This window comes from Flavobacterium sp. ASW18X, from assembly GCF_005144745.1.
GTDB lineage: Bacteria > Bacteroidota > Bacteroidia > Flavobacteriales > Flavobacteriaceae > Croceivirga.
On record NZ_SWKK01000004.1, the window covers coordinates 380,480 to 394,754 of the forward strand.

The 14,275-nt window shown below is 35.0% G+C and carries 13 protein-coding genes; 6 read left to right on the plus strand and 7 right to left on the minus strand.

Annotation, left to right across the window (positions count from 1 at the left end; all coding sequences use genetic code 11):
• Window positions 1-14 precede the first annotated feature (14 nt).
• Window positions 15-308, plus strand: coding sequence for a hypothetical protein (locus FBT53_RS04490; RefSeq protein ID WP_136949966.1), 294 nt, complete (start codon window positions 15-17; stop codon window positions 306-308).
• A gap of 1 nt (window position 309) precedes the next feature.
• Here FBT53_RS04490 and FBT53_RS04495 read toward each other — a convergent pair whose 3' ends face one another.
• Both FBT53_RS04495 and FBT53_RS04500 read right to left on the minus strand, forming a co-directional pair.
• Entirely contained in the window at window positions 310-828 is a 519-nt protein-coding gene (locus tag FBT53_RS04495) for a DinB family protein (protein ID WP_136949967.1), read from the minus strand.
• 10 nt (window positions 829-838) lie between these two features.
• The gene (locus FBT53_RS04500) at window positions 839-1,318 is read right to left on the minus strand and encodes an Lrp/AsnC family transcriptional regulator (protein WP_010517091.1); all 480 of its coding nucleotides are present in this window, start codon (window positions 1,316-1,318) and stop codon (window positions 839-841) included.
• A 364-nt stretch (window positions 1,319-1,682) separates the two neighbouring features.
• On the opposite strand from FBT53_RS04500, the gene FBT53_RS04505 reads away from it, so the two are divergent.
• The 3 genes from FBT53_RS04505 to FBT53_RS04515 are packed head-to-tail and all read left to right on the plus strand — an operon-like array spanning window position 1,683 to window position 3,261.
• Window positions 1,683-2,030, plus strand: a complete 348-nt coding sequence (locus FBT53_RS04505; RefSeq protein ID WP_240729761.1) for a helix-turn-helix domain-containing protein — start codon at window positions 1,683-1,685, stop codon at window positions 2,028-2,030.
• A 26-nt stretch (window positions 2,031-2,056) separates the two neighbouring features.
• Window positions 2,057-2,434, plus strand: a complete 378-nt coding sequence (locus FBT53_RS04510) for a DNA topoisomerase IV (RefSeq protein ID WP_136949969.1) — start codon at window positions 2,057-2,059, stop codon at window positions 2,432-2,434.
• A gap of 2 nt (window positions 2,435-2,436) precedes the next feature.
• Entirely contained in the window at window positions 2,437-3,261 is an 825-nt protein-coding gene (locus FBT53_RS04515) for a TerC family protein (protein WP_136949970.1), read from the plus strand.
• Here the strand turns inward: FBT53_RS04515 and FBT53_RS04520 are convergent.
• The 5 genes from FBT53_RS04520 to FBT53_RS16355 form a co-directional block, all read right to left on the minus strand.
• Entirely contained in the window at window positions 3,258-4,214 is a 957-nt protein-coding gene (locus FBT53_RS04520; protein ID WP_136949971.1) for a sterol desaturase family protein, read from the minus strand. The two genes, FBT53_RS04515 and FBT53_RS04520, sit on opposite strands and share 4 nt — an antisense overlap.
• A 58-nt stretch (window positions 4,215-4,272) precedes the next feature.
• On the minus strand, window positions 4,273-6,894 hold the full coding sequence (locus FBT53_RS04525) for a DNA gyrase/topoisomerase IV subunit A (RefSeq protein WP_136949972.1): 2,622 nt from the start codon (window positions 6,892-6,894) through the stop codon (window positions 4,273-4,275).
• A gap of 30 nt (window positions 6,895-6,924) precedes the next feature.
• A complete protein-coding gene (locus FBT53_RS04530; protein ID WP_136949973.1) occupies window positions 6,925-8,775 on the minus strand; it encodes a DNA topoisomerase IV subunit B in 1,851 nt (616 codons plus the stop codon).
• 200 nt (window positions 8,776-8,975) lie between these two features.
• The gene (gene ychF, locus FBT53_RS04535) at window positions 8,976-10,070 is read right to left on the minus strand and encodes a redox-regulated ATPase YchF (RefSeq protein WP_136949974.1); all 1,095 of its coding nucleotides are present in this window, start codon (window positions 10,068-10,070) and stop codon (window positions 8,976-8,978) included.
• A gap of 69 nt (window positions 10,071-10,139) precedes the next feature.
• Complete coding sequence (locus FBT53_RS16355; RefSeq protein ID WP_255578208.1) at window positions 10,140-10,271, minus strand: hypothetical protein; 132 nt, start codon at window positions 10,269-10,271, stop codon at window positions 10,140-10,142.
• A 156-nt stretch (window positions 10,272-10,427) separates the two neighbouring features.
• Here FBT53_RS16355 and FBT53_RS04540 point away from each other — a divergent pair, with 156 nt between their 5' ends.
• Both FBT53_RS04540 and FBT53_RS04545 read left to right on the plus strand, forming a co-directional pair.
• Window positions 10,428-10,997, plus strand: coding sequence for an RNA polymerase sigma factor (locus FBT53_RS04540; RefSeq protein ID WP_136949975.1), 570 nt, complete (start codon window positions 10,428-10,430; stop codon window positions 10,995-10,997).
• A gap of 168 nt (window positions 10,998-11,165) precedes the next feature.
• Window positions 11,166-14,240, plus strand: a complete 3,075-nt coding sequence (locus tag FBT53_RS04545; protein WP_240729762.1) for a TonB-dependent receptor domain-containing protein — start codon at window positions 11,166-11,168, stop codon at window positions 14,238-14,240.
• Window positions 14,241-14,275 lie beyond the last annotated feature (35 nt).

Below are 14,275 nucleotides of genomic sequence, written 5' to 3' on the forward strand. Positions count from 1 at the left end.
AAACCCCTAAAGTTATGCAACGTAAAATTGTAGATTACAAAAAGTTAAGCCACGAAGTAGCAGCAAAATTAATTGACAGATACCCTCACGGTTACGGAGATGATGATATTTATATATTTCAGAAAACGAGTGGTGAAATTGTAGAGGCAGTAGAAGTAAAAACAGAGGATACTATTTACTTGGTTAAAATAAGTAAAAGCTTATCTAACTTCATTACCAACTTTGCTGAAACCATAGAAAGTAAAATGAATTCGGAAGAGGATTCAACAGCAGATTTGCCAGATTTTAACAAGTCTGATGCCGCTTAACTTAAATACCGTAACGGTCTTTTAAAATAGTTACATGGTGTAATTGATGACCGGCAATCATGTATAGGATTGCCCTTGCAGAAACATTACCACCACTTACAATGGATGACCGCTCTAATGCTTGAGCATCTAGAGAATAAAACAAGGTGAGGGTCGACTCCCTTACTGCTTTGTATTCGACTATTATACTTTCTAAACTTCTGTTTTGTGCATTGCAAGTAGGAACAAAAATATTTTGGTCAAAGCCAGGAAGTTCGGTTTTATCATTTCTTGCTAAACGCAATACTCGGTATTGAAATACACGTTCTGTATCGATAATATGGATAATAGCTTCTGCTACTGTCCATTTACCTTCTGCGTAAGCATATTGTAATTGCTCAGGATTAATAGATTGCAATAATTCTAAAAAAGAAGATTTGGAATCTTCTAGAGCACTAGATAATTCCAAATCTCCTAAAACTTCTATATAAGGCCTGTAAAATTCTGGATATTCAGAAACAGACAATTCACTTGCTTTCAAATAAAACCTATTATAGTTCGTTAAAAATAGTGTGCATTAAACGTTTTTTATCGTTAATGCTTTCTTCTAAAGAAATCATGGTTTCTGTTCTGCTAATACCATCTATATCATCAATCTTAAAAATGATATTTTTAGCATGTGTTGTATCTCTAGCTCTAATCTTACAAAAGATATTAAACTTACCGGTTGTAATATGTGCTACGGTAACATATGGGATTTGAGAAAGACGCTCTAAAACGAATTTGGTTTGATGCGTTTTCTCTAAAAAGATACCTACATAGGCAATAAAGGAATACCCAAGTTTTACGTAATCTAAGGTTAAAGAAGACCCTTTTATAATCCCGGCTTCTTCCATTTTTTTAACCCTAACGTGAACAGTACCAGCAGAAATCAATAATTTTTTAGCTATATCTGTAAACGGAGTTCTAGTGTTGTCAATCAACATATCTAGAATCTGATGGTCTATTTCGTCAAGTTTTACTTTGCTCATTTTTGATAAATTTTGCAGTAAAATTAATGAATTAAGAAATATAACATAATAAAACCGTACTTTTTTTAAACATTATGTAAGAAAATGCGATAAAATACCATAAAATGGGTCGAAATAAAACAAAAATCGCTGAATTATATTTATTTGACACAACTAATAGTAAAGGATTAATCTTAAGGTAAATTTTACAATTGTAAATAAGCTCTATAAAGACAGCACTATATAGTTACATTTCAATATATTAAAAGACTTTAATTAAAGCTACAATACAGTTATTTGAGCAATATATTTTTAACGAATATTTGTCACTCTATCGATATAATTTACATTTGTAAACACTATGATAGACCGTTTAAAACAGATTATGGAATACTATAAACAAAACTCCACCGCCTTTGCGGATCAGCTAGGGGTGCCACGCTCTAGTATTTCTCACCTCCTATCCGGTCGAAATAAACCTAGCTTGGATTTTATACTTAAGCTTATAAATACCTATCCAGAAGTAAATCTGTATTGGTTCTTAAATGGAAAAGGAGAATTCCCAAGTACTACTTCGGATAAACAAAATAACTTGAGTGGCTGTGAATTTCAAGAATCTGAAAACACACAAAACCAACTGTCCATTAGCCCTACAAATACTACAAAAGAAATCAGGCAAATAATGGTGCTTTATACCGATGGTACTTTTGATACCTACCACCCTGGAAAATGATGTATTTTTGAGCTAAAATTTACATTATGAAATATTACTTAGCCTACATACTATTCTTGATTACCCTACTATCCTGTATGAAGCCTGTAGAAAGAGATTGCAAAGCTCATAAGGACGGGACATATAGCTTTACAATGATTTTAGATAAAGACAGTGTGAGCACCACATTTACCAGAAAAGGCAATTTAGAAATTGACCGTTTTAACGGTAAGATAGATAGTTCTTCCGTTCGTTGGATTAATGATTGTGAATATGTCCTTAAAAATTTAAACCCAAAAAACAGAGAAGAAGAAAAAGCCATCCACATAAAAATCTTGTCTACTACGGACAGTTCTTATACATTTGAATTTAGCGCCGTTGGCGAAACAAATAAATTACGTGGAACCGCAATTAAAACACACTAACTATGTTCGACATTTTTTCTAGTCCCGATGCTTGGTTTGCATTATTAACGCTAACCTTTTTAGAAATAGTTCTTGGGATAGACAACATCATTTTTATTTCTATTGCCGCAGACAAACTCGAGAAAAAAGACCGTAAAAAAGCAACTAACATAGGTTTAGTTCTTGCAATGGTTCTTAGAGTAGTTTTACTGTTCGGCATTTCTTGGCTTACTTCTTTAAAAAAACCGTTCTGGGTTTTAAAACACGAATGGATTCACGGTGGAATTAGCTGGCAAGCATTAATTCTATTTGCTGGTGGATTATTCTTGTTATACAAAAGCACCAAGGAAATTCACGAAAAAATAGAAGATAAAGGTCATGATGAGCGCGAAGTTAAAAAAGGTCGCTCTTCTACGCTATCCAACGCTATCGTACAAATTACCATTATAAATATTGTCTTTTCTTTTGATTCTATTTTGACAGCAATAGGAATGACAAATGGCTTATCTCCTAATCCTAATGATGCTTTAATTTTAATGATAATTGCCGTAATAGCATCTGTATTAATTATGATGCTTTTTGCAAACCCTGTGGGCGAGTTTGTAAGCAGACATCCTTCTATACAAGTGCTAGGTTTGTCATTCTTAATTTTAATTGGCTTTATGCTAATTGCTGAAGCAGCACACCTATCTCACTTAGTTGTTTTTGACCAAGAAGTAGGTGTAATTCCTAAAGGCTACTTATACTTCGCTATTGCATTCTCCTTAATGGTTGAGTTCTTTGATATGCGAATGAAAAAGAATAAAAAAACAAATGCTGTTGAAGAACAACAGCATTTGGAAGATTAATTAGGTCTTTGAAAGGCCACGGTGGAGTTTTTTTTATGCTCCTTAAACTGGGCCTGTTGTTGTTTTACGGTCATGGTGCTACCATCATGACTCCATCCTGGTGGGCCAAATATGTACATTAGTTTATGTGATATTTTGTCCACCTTTTTTACATCATTCCAAATATCTTTAAACTCATGCGTTAAAATTACAATAGGATTGTATGAGTTAGGTGCATGTATTACTCCGTATTTTACTTCTATTTCTTCATCATATTCTTTCCACGTGCCAAAAATACGGTCGAAAACATTTAAAAAACCGCCATGATTTTTATCTAAATATTCCACATTCTGTGCATGATGCACTTGATGCATGGTATGCGTATTTAAAAACTTTTCTAAAAAACCCAGCTTTGGTATGTATTGTGAGTGCAGTTGAAATTGCCATAACGCTTCTATTCCTAAGCAAACGATTACCATTTCTGGAGGAAAACCTATGGCAGGCATCCACATATAAAAAAGAGGTTTGTAAAGAATTGTAAACCAACCGTTTCTAATAGCAGTTCCTAAGTTAAAATTATCAGATGAATGGTGCACTATGTGTGCAGCCCACAAAATTCGTATTTCGTGATTGGCTCTATGAAACCAGTAATACGTAAAATCATCAGCAAGCATACAAAATAGCCATACGTACCATGCATAGCCGAAAGACTCATAGCCTAACAAATGATGCCTTACCCCGTTTGCGTCTAAAGGATTAAAAAACTCAAATGTAGCGTTGAACAACACTACCATGAATATGATTTTAAATAAAGGTCCTAAAACAGCAGAACCAACCCCCATAAAACCACTCGCGGCTAAATCTTTCCAATCATACAAATGGTCATCTCCATGAGTCTTACTATAGGTAAGCTCAACTAAAATAAAAGCAATAAAAACAGGCACTCCGTAGACTAACGGATTTGTTAAGTCCATATAAAATATTTAAGATTAGCGTTAGTTAAAACGGTTCTAAGATAAATTGAAATTTACATTAAAACAATGAGGTTTGGTCAGAATCCTGATTACCATTTGTTATTTCATCATCATCTAAATCAATCCCATCTTCTTCGTTGATATCAATTTCTTCTTCAATGGCTTCTTGCTGGTAAAGAAGTGGTTCTAAAGCATTGATATTTTTAAGTTTAAATGTAGTCAGTTGATTTCCTTGTGCTTTTATTCCTTTGATAGCGATAAAATCCTCCACATTTACCACCTCATTAGGTTTAGCTTCTTTCCCTCTTGGTTTATAGAATTCTAATTCTACCATTGGCCTCCAATCCGTCAAAAGTATTTCTAATTGTGAATCTGGATGGTCAGAAATAATAAGTTCCTCTTTTCCTGTATTTTCTATTAAAAAACGCTTTAAGTAGTACCTTTCTTTTTCACCATCATAGTAGATAGCGGAAATAGGTTTTTCTGGAATCCATTTTTCTAAGAGAATCATATCCTCATCAAAACGAGTATTTAAATCTGGTGTGATGGTTTTAATAAATCCTTTTTGATTCGCTACCAGAAGCAAATCTTCACCTTTAAAAGCACCAAGTAGCTCTCCTCGTTCTTCCGTATTTAAACGCCTTACCACATCATCAAACCAAATTTTTCTTGGCTTTAAAGTAGAAACTCCTTTTTCTTTAAGTTCAATTCTTTTTACTGGAAACTTGGTAACAATGTTACCTTTAGAGGCTCTACCCTTAATTAAAATATCTGCAAAATCAATATCCCATTTCAGTTTTTTAATACTTCCAGATTGTCTTAGGTGTATGGTTACAACTTCTGCCTCGCCGTTAGGGTTAGCGCTAAAATAGGTAACATCACTACTAGCCTTACCATTGGTTAAATCGTACATCCTATCTCTAGTCATACTAGTTACATTAAATCTTTTAATATAACTGGGTCCGCCTTTACCATCCTTGTAAATCATATTATATGTAGTGCGCTTGTCTTTTTTCTTAAAGACCGCAACATGGATAATCCCTTTATCAATAAAAGTTTTACTATCCACTTTCGTGACCATCATCCCTCCTTTTTGGGTAAAGACAATGATGTCATCTATATCACTACAGTCGGTAACATATTCATCTCGTTTTAAAGAAGTACCAATAAAGCCTTCTTCTCTATTTACGTAAAGTTTTGTGTTTCTTATTACAACTTTGGTAGCTTCAATATCATCAAAAACCCTAATTTCGGACAGTCTTTCACGACCTTCTCCATATTTAGCTTTTAGGTTTTTAAAGTAATCAATTGCAAAATCTATCAGATGTTCTAAATGATGCTTGGTTTCTGCTATGCGCTCTTCTAGACTATCTAGATGCTGTTTCGCCTTGTCTAAATCAAACTTAGAAATACGTTTTATCCTTATTTCCGTAAGTCTTACAATATCTTCTTCTGTTACCGCTCTACGTAAATGCGTGGTATGTGGTTTAAGACCTTTATCAATAGCAGCAATAACACCTTCCCAAGTTTCCTCTTCTTCTATCTCTCTATAAATTCGATTTTCTATAAAAATGCGCTCTAGAGATGCGAAATGCCAAGATTCTTCTAACTCATTAAGCTGAATTTCCAACTCTTGTTTAAGCATTTCTACCGTATTATCGGTACTCCGCTTAAGCATTTCCGTTACACCCATAAAAACAGGTTTGTTATCCTCTATAATACATGCTAAAGGAGAAATGGAAGATTCGCAAGCGGTAAAAGCGTATAATGCATCTATGGTTTTATCTGGAGATAAACCACTTGGTAAGTGCACTAAAATCTCAACTTCAGCAGCGGTGTTATCTTCAATTTTTTTAATTTTTATCTTTCCCTTATCATTAGCTTTTAAAATACTATCAATTAAGGAAGATGTATTGGAACCGTAGGGAATTTCTTTAATAACCAGCGTATTCTTATCTAAGCTTTCAATTTTTGCCCTAACCCTTATTTTTCCGCCACGAAGACCATCATTGTAATTGGTTACATCAATAATACCCGCTGTAGGAAAGTCTGGAAACAATTTAAAACTCTTACCCCTTAAATGTTTTATAGAAGCATCTATTAGTTCTACAAAGTTGTGCGGCAAAATTTTAGTAGATAAACCCACCGCAATACCCTCTGCACCTTGAGCTAATAATAATGGAAATTTTACCGGAAGATTGATTGGCTCCTTTTTACGACCATCATAAGAAAGTTGCCACTCTGTAATCTTTGGACTATAAACTACATCTAATGCAAATTTAGATAAACGGGCCTCTATATATCTGGATGCAGCAGCACCATCACCAGTTAAAATATTACCCCAGTTTCCTTGGGTATCTATCAACAAATCTTTCTGGCCAATTTGCACCATAGCATCGGCAATACTAGCATCTCCGTGTGGATGATATTGCATGGTATGCCCTACTACATTAGCTACCTTGTTATACCTGCCATCATCTAACTCTTTTAAAGAGTGCATAATTCTGCGTTGTACTGGCTTAAAACCATCTTCAATAGCAGGTACTGCTCTCTCTAGGATTACATATGAAGCGTAATCCAAAAACCAATCTTTGTACATTCCCGTTACCCGGGTAAGCGATTCTCCTTTAGTATCTTCTGTATTCTGCAAAGAATCGTTTAATTCTTCATTCTCTTCCATTAAAGATTAGTGTGGCGGTTTGGTTATTAATTAGTTATCTTCTATTAGGTCTAACTCTACTTTAAGGTTATTTATGATGAATTTTTGTCTGTCAGGTGTGTTTTTTCCCATATAAAACTGCAGCAAAGCTTCTATAGACATAGCCTTATCTAACATCACTGGCTCTAACCGAATATCATCACCAATAAAATGTTGAAACTCATCTGGCGAAATTTCACCCAAACCTTTAAATCGAGTAATTTCTGGCTTACCTGTTAGTTTTTGGATTGCTTTTACTTTTTCTTCGTCACTGTAGCAATAAATCGTTTCCTTTTTATTGCGCACCCTAAATAGTGGTGTTTGCAATATGTAGAGGTGATTTTCCCTTATAAGTTCTGGAAAAAATTGCAAAAAGAACGTAATTAACAGCAGACGAATGTGCATACCATCCACATCGGCATCAGTAGCAATAACAATGTTATTATATCTTAAATCCTCTAAAGAATCTTCTATATTTAAGGCTGCCTGCAAAAGATTAAATTCTTCATTCTCATAAACAATCTTCTTAGACATTCCATAAGAATTCAAAGGTTTACCCCTAAGACTAAATACAGCCTGGGTATTTACATCTCTAGATTTAGTTATAGATCCAGACGCAGAATCTCCCTCTGTAATAAAAAGAGTGGTATCTAAACGTCTGTCGTTTTTCATATCACCCAAATGCACGCGGCAATCTCTAAGTTTTTTATTGTGTAAGCTTGCTTTCTTAGCCCGTTCCCGAGCCAACTTACGAATTCCAGAAAGTTCTTTTCTTTCCTTTTCTGCCTGCATTATCTTACGTTGCAAAATTTCGCGAACATCAGCATTTTTGTGCAGGTAATTATCTAAATACTTTCCTACAAAATCATTAATATAAGTACGTACAGTTGGTAAATTACCACCCATATCCGTAGAGCCTAATTTTGTTTTTGTCTGACTCTCAAAAACAGGCTCCATTACCTTAATTGAAATGGCAGAGATGATAGACTTGCGCACATCTGACGCATCGTAATTTTTACCGTAATGATCACGAATGGTTTTTACAATAGCTTCTCTAAAAGCCGCTTGGTGCGTACCTCCTTGTGTGGTGTGCTGCCCATTAACAAAAGAATGGTAAGACTCGCTATACTGCGTTTTACTATGTGTTAACGCAATTTCAATATCATCCCCTTTTAAATGAATAATTGGGTATAAGAAATCTTCCTGATTGTTATTGTCTTCTAATAAATCTTTTAAACCGTTCTCTGAGACAAACTTTTCTCCATTAAAAACAATAGTTAAACCAGGGTTTAGGTATACGTAATTTTTGAGCATGCGCTCTACATACTCATTCCTATATTTATAATTCTTAAAAATGGTTTCGTCTGGTGTAAAAGTGACCATCGTACCTTTTCGCTTAGACGTTTCTACCAAATCTTCATTTACCAAATTACCAATAGAAAATTCAGCGGATTTAGCCTGACCATCTCTAACAGACTCCACCTTGAAAAATGTAGAAAGTGCGTTAACAGCCTTTGTACCAACACCATTTAAACCTACCGATTTTTTAAAAGCACGGGTATCATATTTACCTCCAGTATTCATTTTAGACACTACATCTACTACCTTACCTAGAGGTATACCCCTACCGTAATCCCTTACTTTAACAGTATTTTCTTTGATATTTATTTCGATGGTTTTACCAGTACCCATGACAAATTCATCAATACTGTTATCTAAAACCTCTTTTAAGAGTATATATATACCATCATCTGCAGAAGAACCGTCGCCAAGTTTACCAATATACATTCCTGGGCGCATACGAATATGTTCCTTCCAATCTAACGAACGTATATTATCTTCGGTATACTGTGTTTGCGACATGCTTTGAGGGATTATCCCAACGAATATATAATTATGATTGAAAAATCAAAATGTTGCATGCATAAAATAATCAACAATTACAGCAGGTTTTTTGTTGATATTTGATTTAGAGCTTATTGTGCTTTAGCAACAACGTAGTAGGAATCCAAAAAAAGCCCAGAGAAATGGGCTTTTTTTTTAAATTATGCGGAATACTTATTCTACACATTAAACCTAAAATGCATTACGTCCCCGTCTTTTACGATGTATTCCTTACCTTCTACACGCATTTTCCCAGCTTCCTTTACTTTAGCTTCGCTACCGTAAGTAACATAATCATTATAAGCAATTACTTCTGCACGAATAAATCCTTTTTCAAAATCGGTATGGATAACTCCCGCAGCTTGTGGTGCAGTAGCTCCAACAGGTATAGTCCATGCACGTACTTCCTTTTCACCTGCAGTAAAATAGGTTTCTAAATCTAGTAATTGGTATGCACCGCGAATAAGCTTTGCAGAACCCGGTTCTGACAAACCCAAATCTTCTAAAAACATTTGTCGCTCCTCATAAGATTCAAGCTCATTTATATCCGCTTCTGTACCAACAGCTAGGAAAATAACTTCCGCATTTTCATCTTTTACTGCTTCTTTTACCTTTTCTACATAATCGTTACCTTCTGTAGCGGCAGCTTCATCCACATTACAAACATACATCACAGGCTTATCTGTTATCAATTGCAATGGTTTAACAAACTCTAACCTATCTTCCTCTTCCACTTCTATGGCTCTCACAGATTTACCCGCTTCCAAGCCATTTTTAATTGCCGTTAATACCGTAGCTTCTTTTTGAGCATCTTTGTTGCCAGTCCTAGCGGTTCTATTTACTTTTTCTAGCTTTTTATCAATGCTTTCTAAATCTTTTAACTGCAGCTCCATGTCTATAGTCTCCTTATCTCTAATGGGGTCTACAGAACCATCTACATGCACCACATTATCATTATCAAAACAGCGTAAAACGTGTAAAATAGCATCTGTTTCTCTAATATTTCCTAAAAATTGATTTCCTAAACCTTCTCCTTTACTCGCTCCTTTAACCAAACCTGCAATATCTACAATCTCCACAGTTGCAGGGATAACTCGCTCCGGATTCACTAACGATTCTAATTTTTCTAATCTTGGATCCGGTACGTTTACCACTCCAATATTAGGTTCTATGGTGCAAAAAGGAAAGTTGGCACTTTGTGCTTTTGCATTAGACAAACAATTAAAAAGGGTGGATTTACCTACATTAGGCAATCCTACAATACCTGCTTTCATATACTTCTATTCGGTTTAGGCTCTTGTGCTAAAAATTAAGGCTGCAAATATAGTCCGAAGTTTAAGATTTTAAGCCCCAGAAATTAATAAATACACCCCTAACCCTATTAAAACAAGAATTCCAATTAAGGCTAGAGAAGATAAAAAGCATCCTACCTTCATCCAAATACCACTATACTCCTCTTCTTCTTGGTTGTTCATTTTAAAAATTTAATACCAGCACAAATGTACAATACCAATTATCAACCATAAAAATTTACAAATTCACAATTGAACTGTTCGAGGATATGATTTTAACTATGCTTTTTTGTTAAAAAAACATTAATTAGCTACATTAGTCTATAGAACACTGTTAAAATGGAAATGATTGATCAAATTTTATGGTCAGAATTTAGAAAAGGAAGCAAAGAGGCTTTCCAATCTTTATTCAGGGAATTCTATAGTCCCCTTTATTTCTATGGGGTTAAATTTTGTAATGATAAAGAGCTTACCGAGGAAGTATTACAAGATTTTTTTATTTATCTCTACAATAAATCAAACAGTTTATCTCCTGTAAAGCATATAAAATCTTATTTACTAGTTTCTTTTAGGCGAATGCTTTTAAAACGTTTAGAGCAAAAAAGAGGACATTTAAAAAAAATCACAAACCTTGAAAACTGTAGTAGTTTTTGTTTTAATTCGGACGAATTAGAAGATTTCCAAACTTTTTCTTCAGTAAAATCAACAGACCTTGCATTAATGTTAAATAAGTTGCCAGAAAGGCAAAAAGAAGTAGTCTATTTAAAGTTTTACAACAACCTTAAAATAAGCGAAATAGCAGAGGTTATGGAAATAAGCACTCAAAGCGTTTCTAACACACTACAAAAAGCCTTTTCTAAATTGAGAAATCTGATAGAAAATGACAAAATTCTATCAATCTTTAAATAAATTCCATAATTCATAGGGTATATTTTCAGAATACCATCTCTTTAGGTGCAAATGCCTTAGTTTATCCACCTTTTATTTCTCTGGTTATTTTCTCAATAACTCATATGAGATTATTAATTGGGGTTTAATCATAAGTAGCATTGAGAATACTAACTCATTTTATGAATTATGAAGAAACCTAAATTGACGTATTGGGGACTTGCCGCAGCGATGGTTGTAGCTACCAATGTTAATGCAAGTGCACTTAACACCCCCAACAATGAAAGTGACAACACCAACAAACTTAATGTTACAGCCACAGCGTACCAGAGTGTGGTTAATGGTAAAGTTACAGATGCAGACGGCCTTCCACTAGCTGGAGTAAACATTGCAGAGAAAGGCACCACTAATGGAACAACCACAGATTTTGATGGTAATTACCAAATTACAGTGCCTAGTGACGCTACCCTAGTCTTTAGTTTTATAGGGTTCAGCACTACTGAAGTTAAAGTGGGTGGCAAATCTACTGTAAACGTTAGCCTTTCTGAAGGAGTGCAACTAGACGAGTTCATTGTAGTTGGTTCTAGAACCGCCCCAAGAAGTAATACTGACACTCCTTTACCTGTAGATGTTTTACCCGCAGCAGAATTAACATCTACCGGGCAAATCACATTTGATAAGGCTTTGCAGTATAAAATACCATCTTTTAACACGGTACAAACACCTGTTAATGATGCAACTTCTCTGTTGGATCCATACGAAATAAGAAATATGGGACCTAGTAGAACTTTAATTCTTATCAATGGAAAGCGTAAAAATTTAAGCGCACTTTTATACACCCAAACATCTCCTGGTCGGGGTGAAACTGGTGCAGATATCTCTGCCATACCAACAGACGCTATTAAAAGAGTAGAAATTTTAAGGGATGGGGCTTCCGCTCAATATGGTTCTGATGCAATTGCGGGGGTTATGAACATAATTCTAAAAGATAGCCCAGAAACTGGGTCGGCAACCTTGCGTGGAGGTATAACGTCTGAAGGTGACGGAGAAATGTATGGAATTGCGGTCAATAACGGAACCACAATTGGTGATGATAAAGGTTTTATTAATTACACTATAGATTTATCCAAAGTAAATCTAGCCAACCGTCCAGGCACTGTAGATGCAGAGGGTGAATTTGGAGACTTTGTTTTCGTAAGTCCTGATTCTCCTTATAGCTATGTAAATAATGATAACACCTTAGGTGGACAAGATATTACAGGTCTAAGTGACGCACAAGTTCAGCAAATATTTAATGATTATCAATCATCCGATGATTACGCAGCAAAATTTAATGCCATAAATTCTGGAAATGCAAATGGTCTTAGCTTTGTAGAAGAGTTTTTAAGTAGAAGACCAGATGCAGGAAATATTAACGGTTCGCCAGAAACGGCTGCTGCCAAATTCTCAGTTAACTTTGGTTATGATATTGCCAACAATACAGAATTATATGCCAATGCCGCATATGTTTATAAAAATGTAAATAGCTTTGCTAACTATAGAACACCTTATTGGAGACAACAAGCAGATTTATTTGCCACCCCTAGTATTCCAAACTGGAGAGGTGGTTCAGCAATCCCATACTTAGCAGATTTTTTTCCTGGAAATAATCCAAATACCGCAGGAGGTTATGATGGTTACCTACCCACTTTTGAGGGGCTATTAAGTGATTATAATGGTACTGTTGGCTTACGTTCTAATATCAATGATTGGAATGTAGACTTGAGTTTCACCACTGGTGGCAACTTACAAACCTATAAAGTAAACAACTCCCATAATAGAAACTTTGTTTACTCCCCTTCTACTTGGATAGACGCTAATGGCAACGGTTCTGTTGACGATGGTGAAGTTACAGAAGGTTCTTTACTATACAGAGAAAATTCACCAAGATCCTTTGACCCAGGAGGCACACGCTTTTCTCATAATGTAGGTAATATTGACATATCTAGATTATTATCAGATAAAGTAAGTATTGGTTTTGGAGCCGAGTTTAGAACAGAAACTTTTGAAGTTATTGAAGGTGGACTAGCTTCTTATGATGGTGGTGGAGCCGATTCTTTTGCAGGAAATACGCCTCAAAATTCAGGAAAATTTAACCGTTACAATATCGGTGGTTATTTCAGCTTAGATTACGATGTTACAGATGCCTTTTTATTGAGTGGTACGGTTAGAGCAGAAAACTATTCCGATTTTGGTGGTGCATTTGTTTATAAGTTTAGCTCACGTTATAAATTTAGCGATGCTTTAACCCTGAGAGGGTCTATTTCTTCCGGATTTAGAGCTCCTACCCTACACCAGATTTACACTCAGAAGGCGCAGTATAGCTTTATTCCTGGTCAAGGTATCCAAGTTGGTGGTTTAGTAAACAATGTTTCTTCACAGGCACAATTATTAGGAATACCTCAATTAGACGCAGAAACATCTAACAACTTTACTGTAGGATTAGGTGGTAAAGTAGGAAGCAACTTTAGCTATACAGCAGATTACTATAACATTGCCGTAAAAGATAGAATTATATTGAGTAATGAGATTGGCCCTACTGCAGCTGGTAATACAGCGTTAGACCAAGTATTAGCAGACAATAACCTTTCTGATGTTAGTTTCTTTGCAAATGCTTTAGACACAAGAACATCTGGTATAGATGTGGTATTAGGCTATAAAAACATTGCTTTAGGAGAAGGCGATTTAAGTTTTAATCTTTCTGGTAATTACACATTTCAGAACGAAAGAGATGGAGCTGTTAAAAATCCTACCCTTGTAGAACAGGCTGGGCAATCTGTAGTAGATGCAACGCAAGAAGCATTATTCTTTACTTCTAGACCAGAAACCAAGTGGATTTTAGGAGCTAATTACCAATTAAATAAGTTAGGCATCTCTTTAAACAACACGTATTTTGGTAAAACTACCTTTAAACAACAAGGTATGGATACTAACATTAGAACAGAGTTCACTCCTAAGGTTGTTACAGATTTAGGCTTTAACTATAATGCAACAGACAAGTTAACCTTGGCTTTGAATATTAATAACCTATTAAATGTATTACCAGAATGGAGCTTTAAAGCAGACAATGCTGCTGGTGAAGCGTTATTGTCAGATCCTGCACAAGTTAAAGCACAGTCTAACTTAATCACATTTAACCAAAGATATTCTCAGATGACTTATGATGGTTACCATTTTAGTCAATTGGGGACATTGTTCAATTTATCAGTGAATTATAAATTCTAACACTGATTTTCTTTAATTATTTTTGAGTTATTCAT

Coding starts and splice junctions, on each gene's coding strand:
- FBT53_RS04520 (WP_136949971.1), bottom strand. CDS start 4,214: ATGGACTTAACAAATCCGTTAGTCTACGGAGTGCCTGTTTTTATTGCT.
- FBT53_RS04505 (WP_240729761.1), top strand. CDS start 1,683: ATGGAATACTATAAACAAAACTCCACCGCCTTTGCGGATCAGCTAGGG.
- FBT53_RS04530 (WP_136949973.1), bottom strand. CDS start 8,775: ATGTCGCAAACACAGTATACCGAAGATAATATACGTTCGTTAGATTGG.
- FBT53_RS04515 (WP_136949970.1), top strand. CDS start 2,437: ATGTTCGACATTTTTTCTAGTCCCGATGCTTGGTTTGCATTATTAACG.
- FBT53_RS04510 (WP_136949969.1), top strand. CDS start 2,057: ATGAAATATTACTTAGCCTACATACTATTCTTGATTACCCTACTATCC.
- FBT53_RS04490 (WP_136949966.1), top strand. CDS start 15: ATGCAACGTAAAATTGTAGATTACAAAAAGTTAAGCCACGAAGTAGCA.
- FBT53_RS04540 (WP_136949975.1), top strand. CDS start 10,428: ATGGAAATGATTGATCAAATTTTATGGTCAGAATTTAGAAAAGGAAGC.
- FBT53_RS16355 (WP_255578208.1), bottom strand. CDS start 10,271: ATGAACAACCAAGAAGAAGAGGAGTATAGTGGTATTTGGATGAAGGTA.
- ychF (WP_136949974.1), bottom strand. CDS start 10,070: ATGAAAGCAGGTATTGTAGGATTGCCTAATGTAGGTAAATCCACCCTT.
- FBT53_RS04500 (WP_010517091.1), bottom strand. CDS start 1,318: ATGAGCAAAGTAAAACTTGACGAAATAGACCATCAGATTCTAGATATG.
- FBT53_RS04525 (WP_136949972.1), bottom strand. CDS start 6,894: ATGGAAGAGAATGAAGAATTAAACGATTCTTTGCAGAATACAGAAGAT.
- FBT53_RS04545 (WP_240729762.1), top strand. CDS start 11,166: ATGAAGAAACCTAAATTGACGTATTGGGGACTTGCCGCAGCGATGGTT.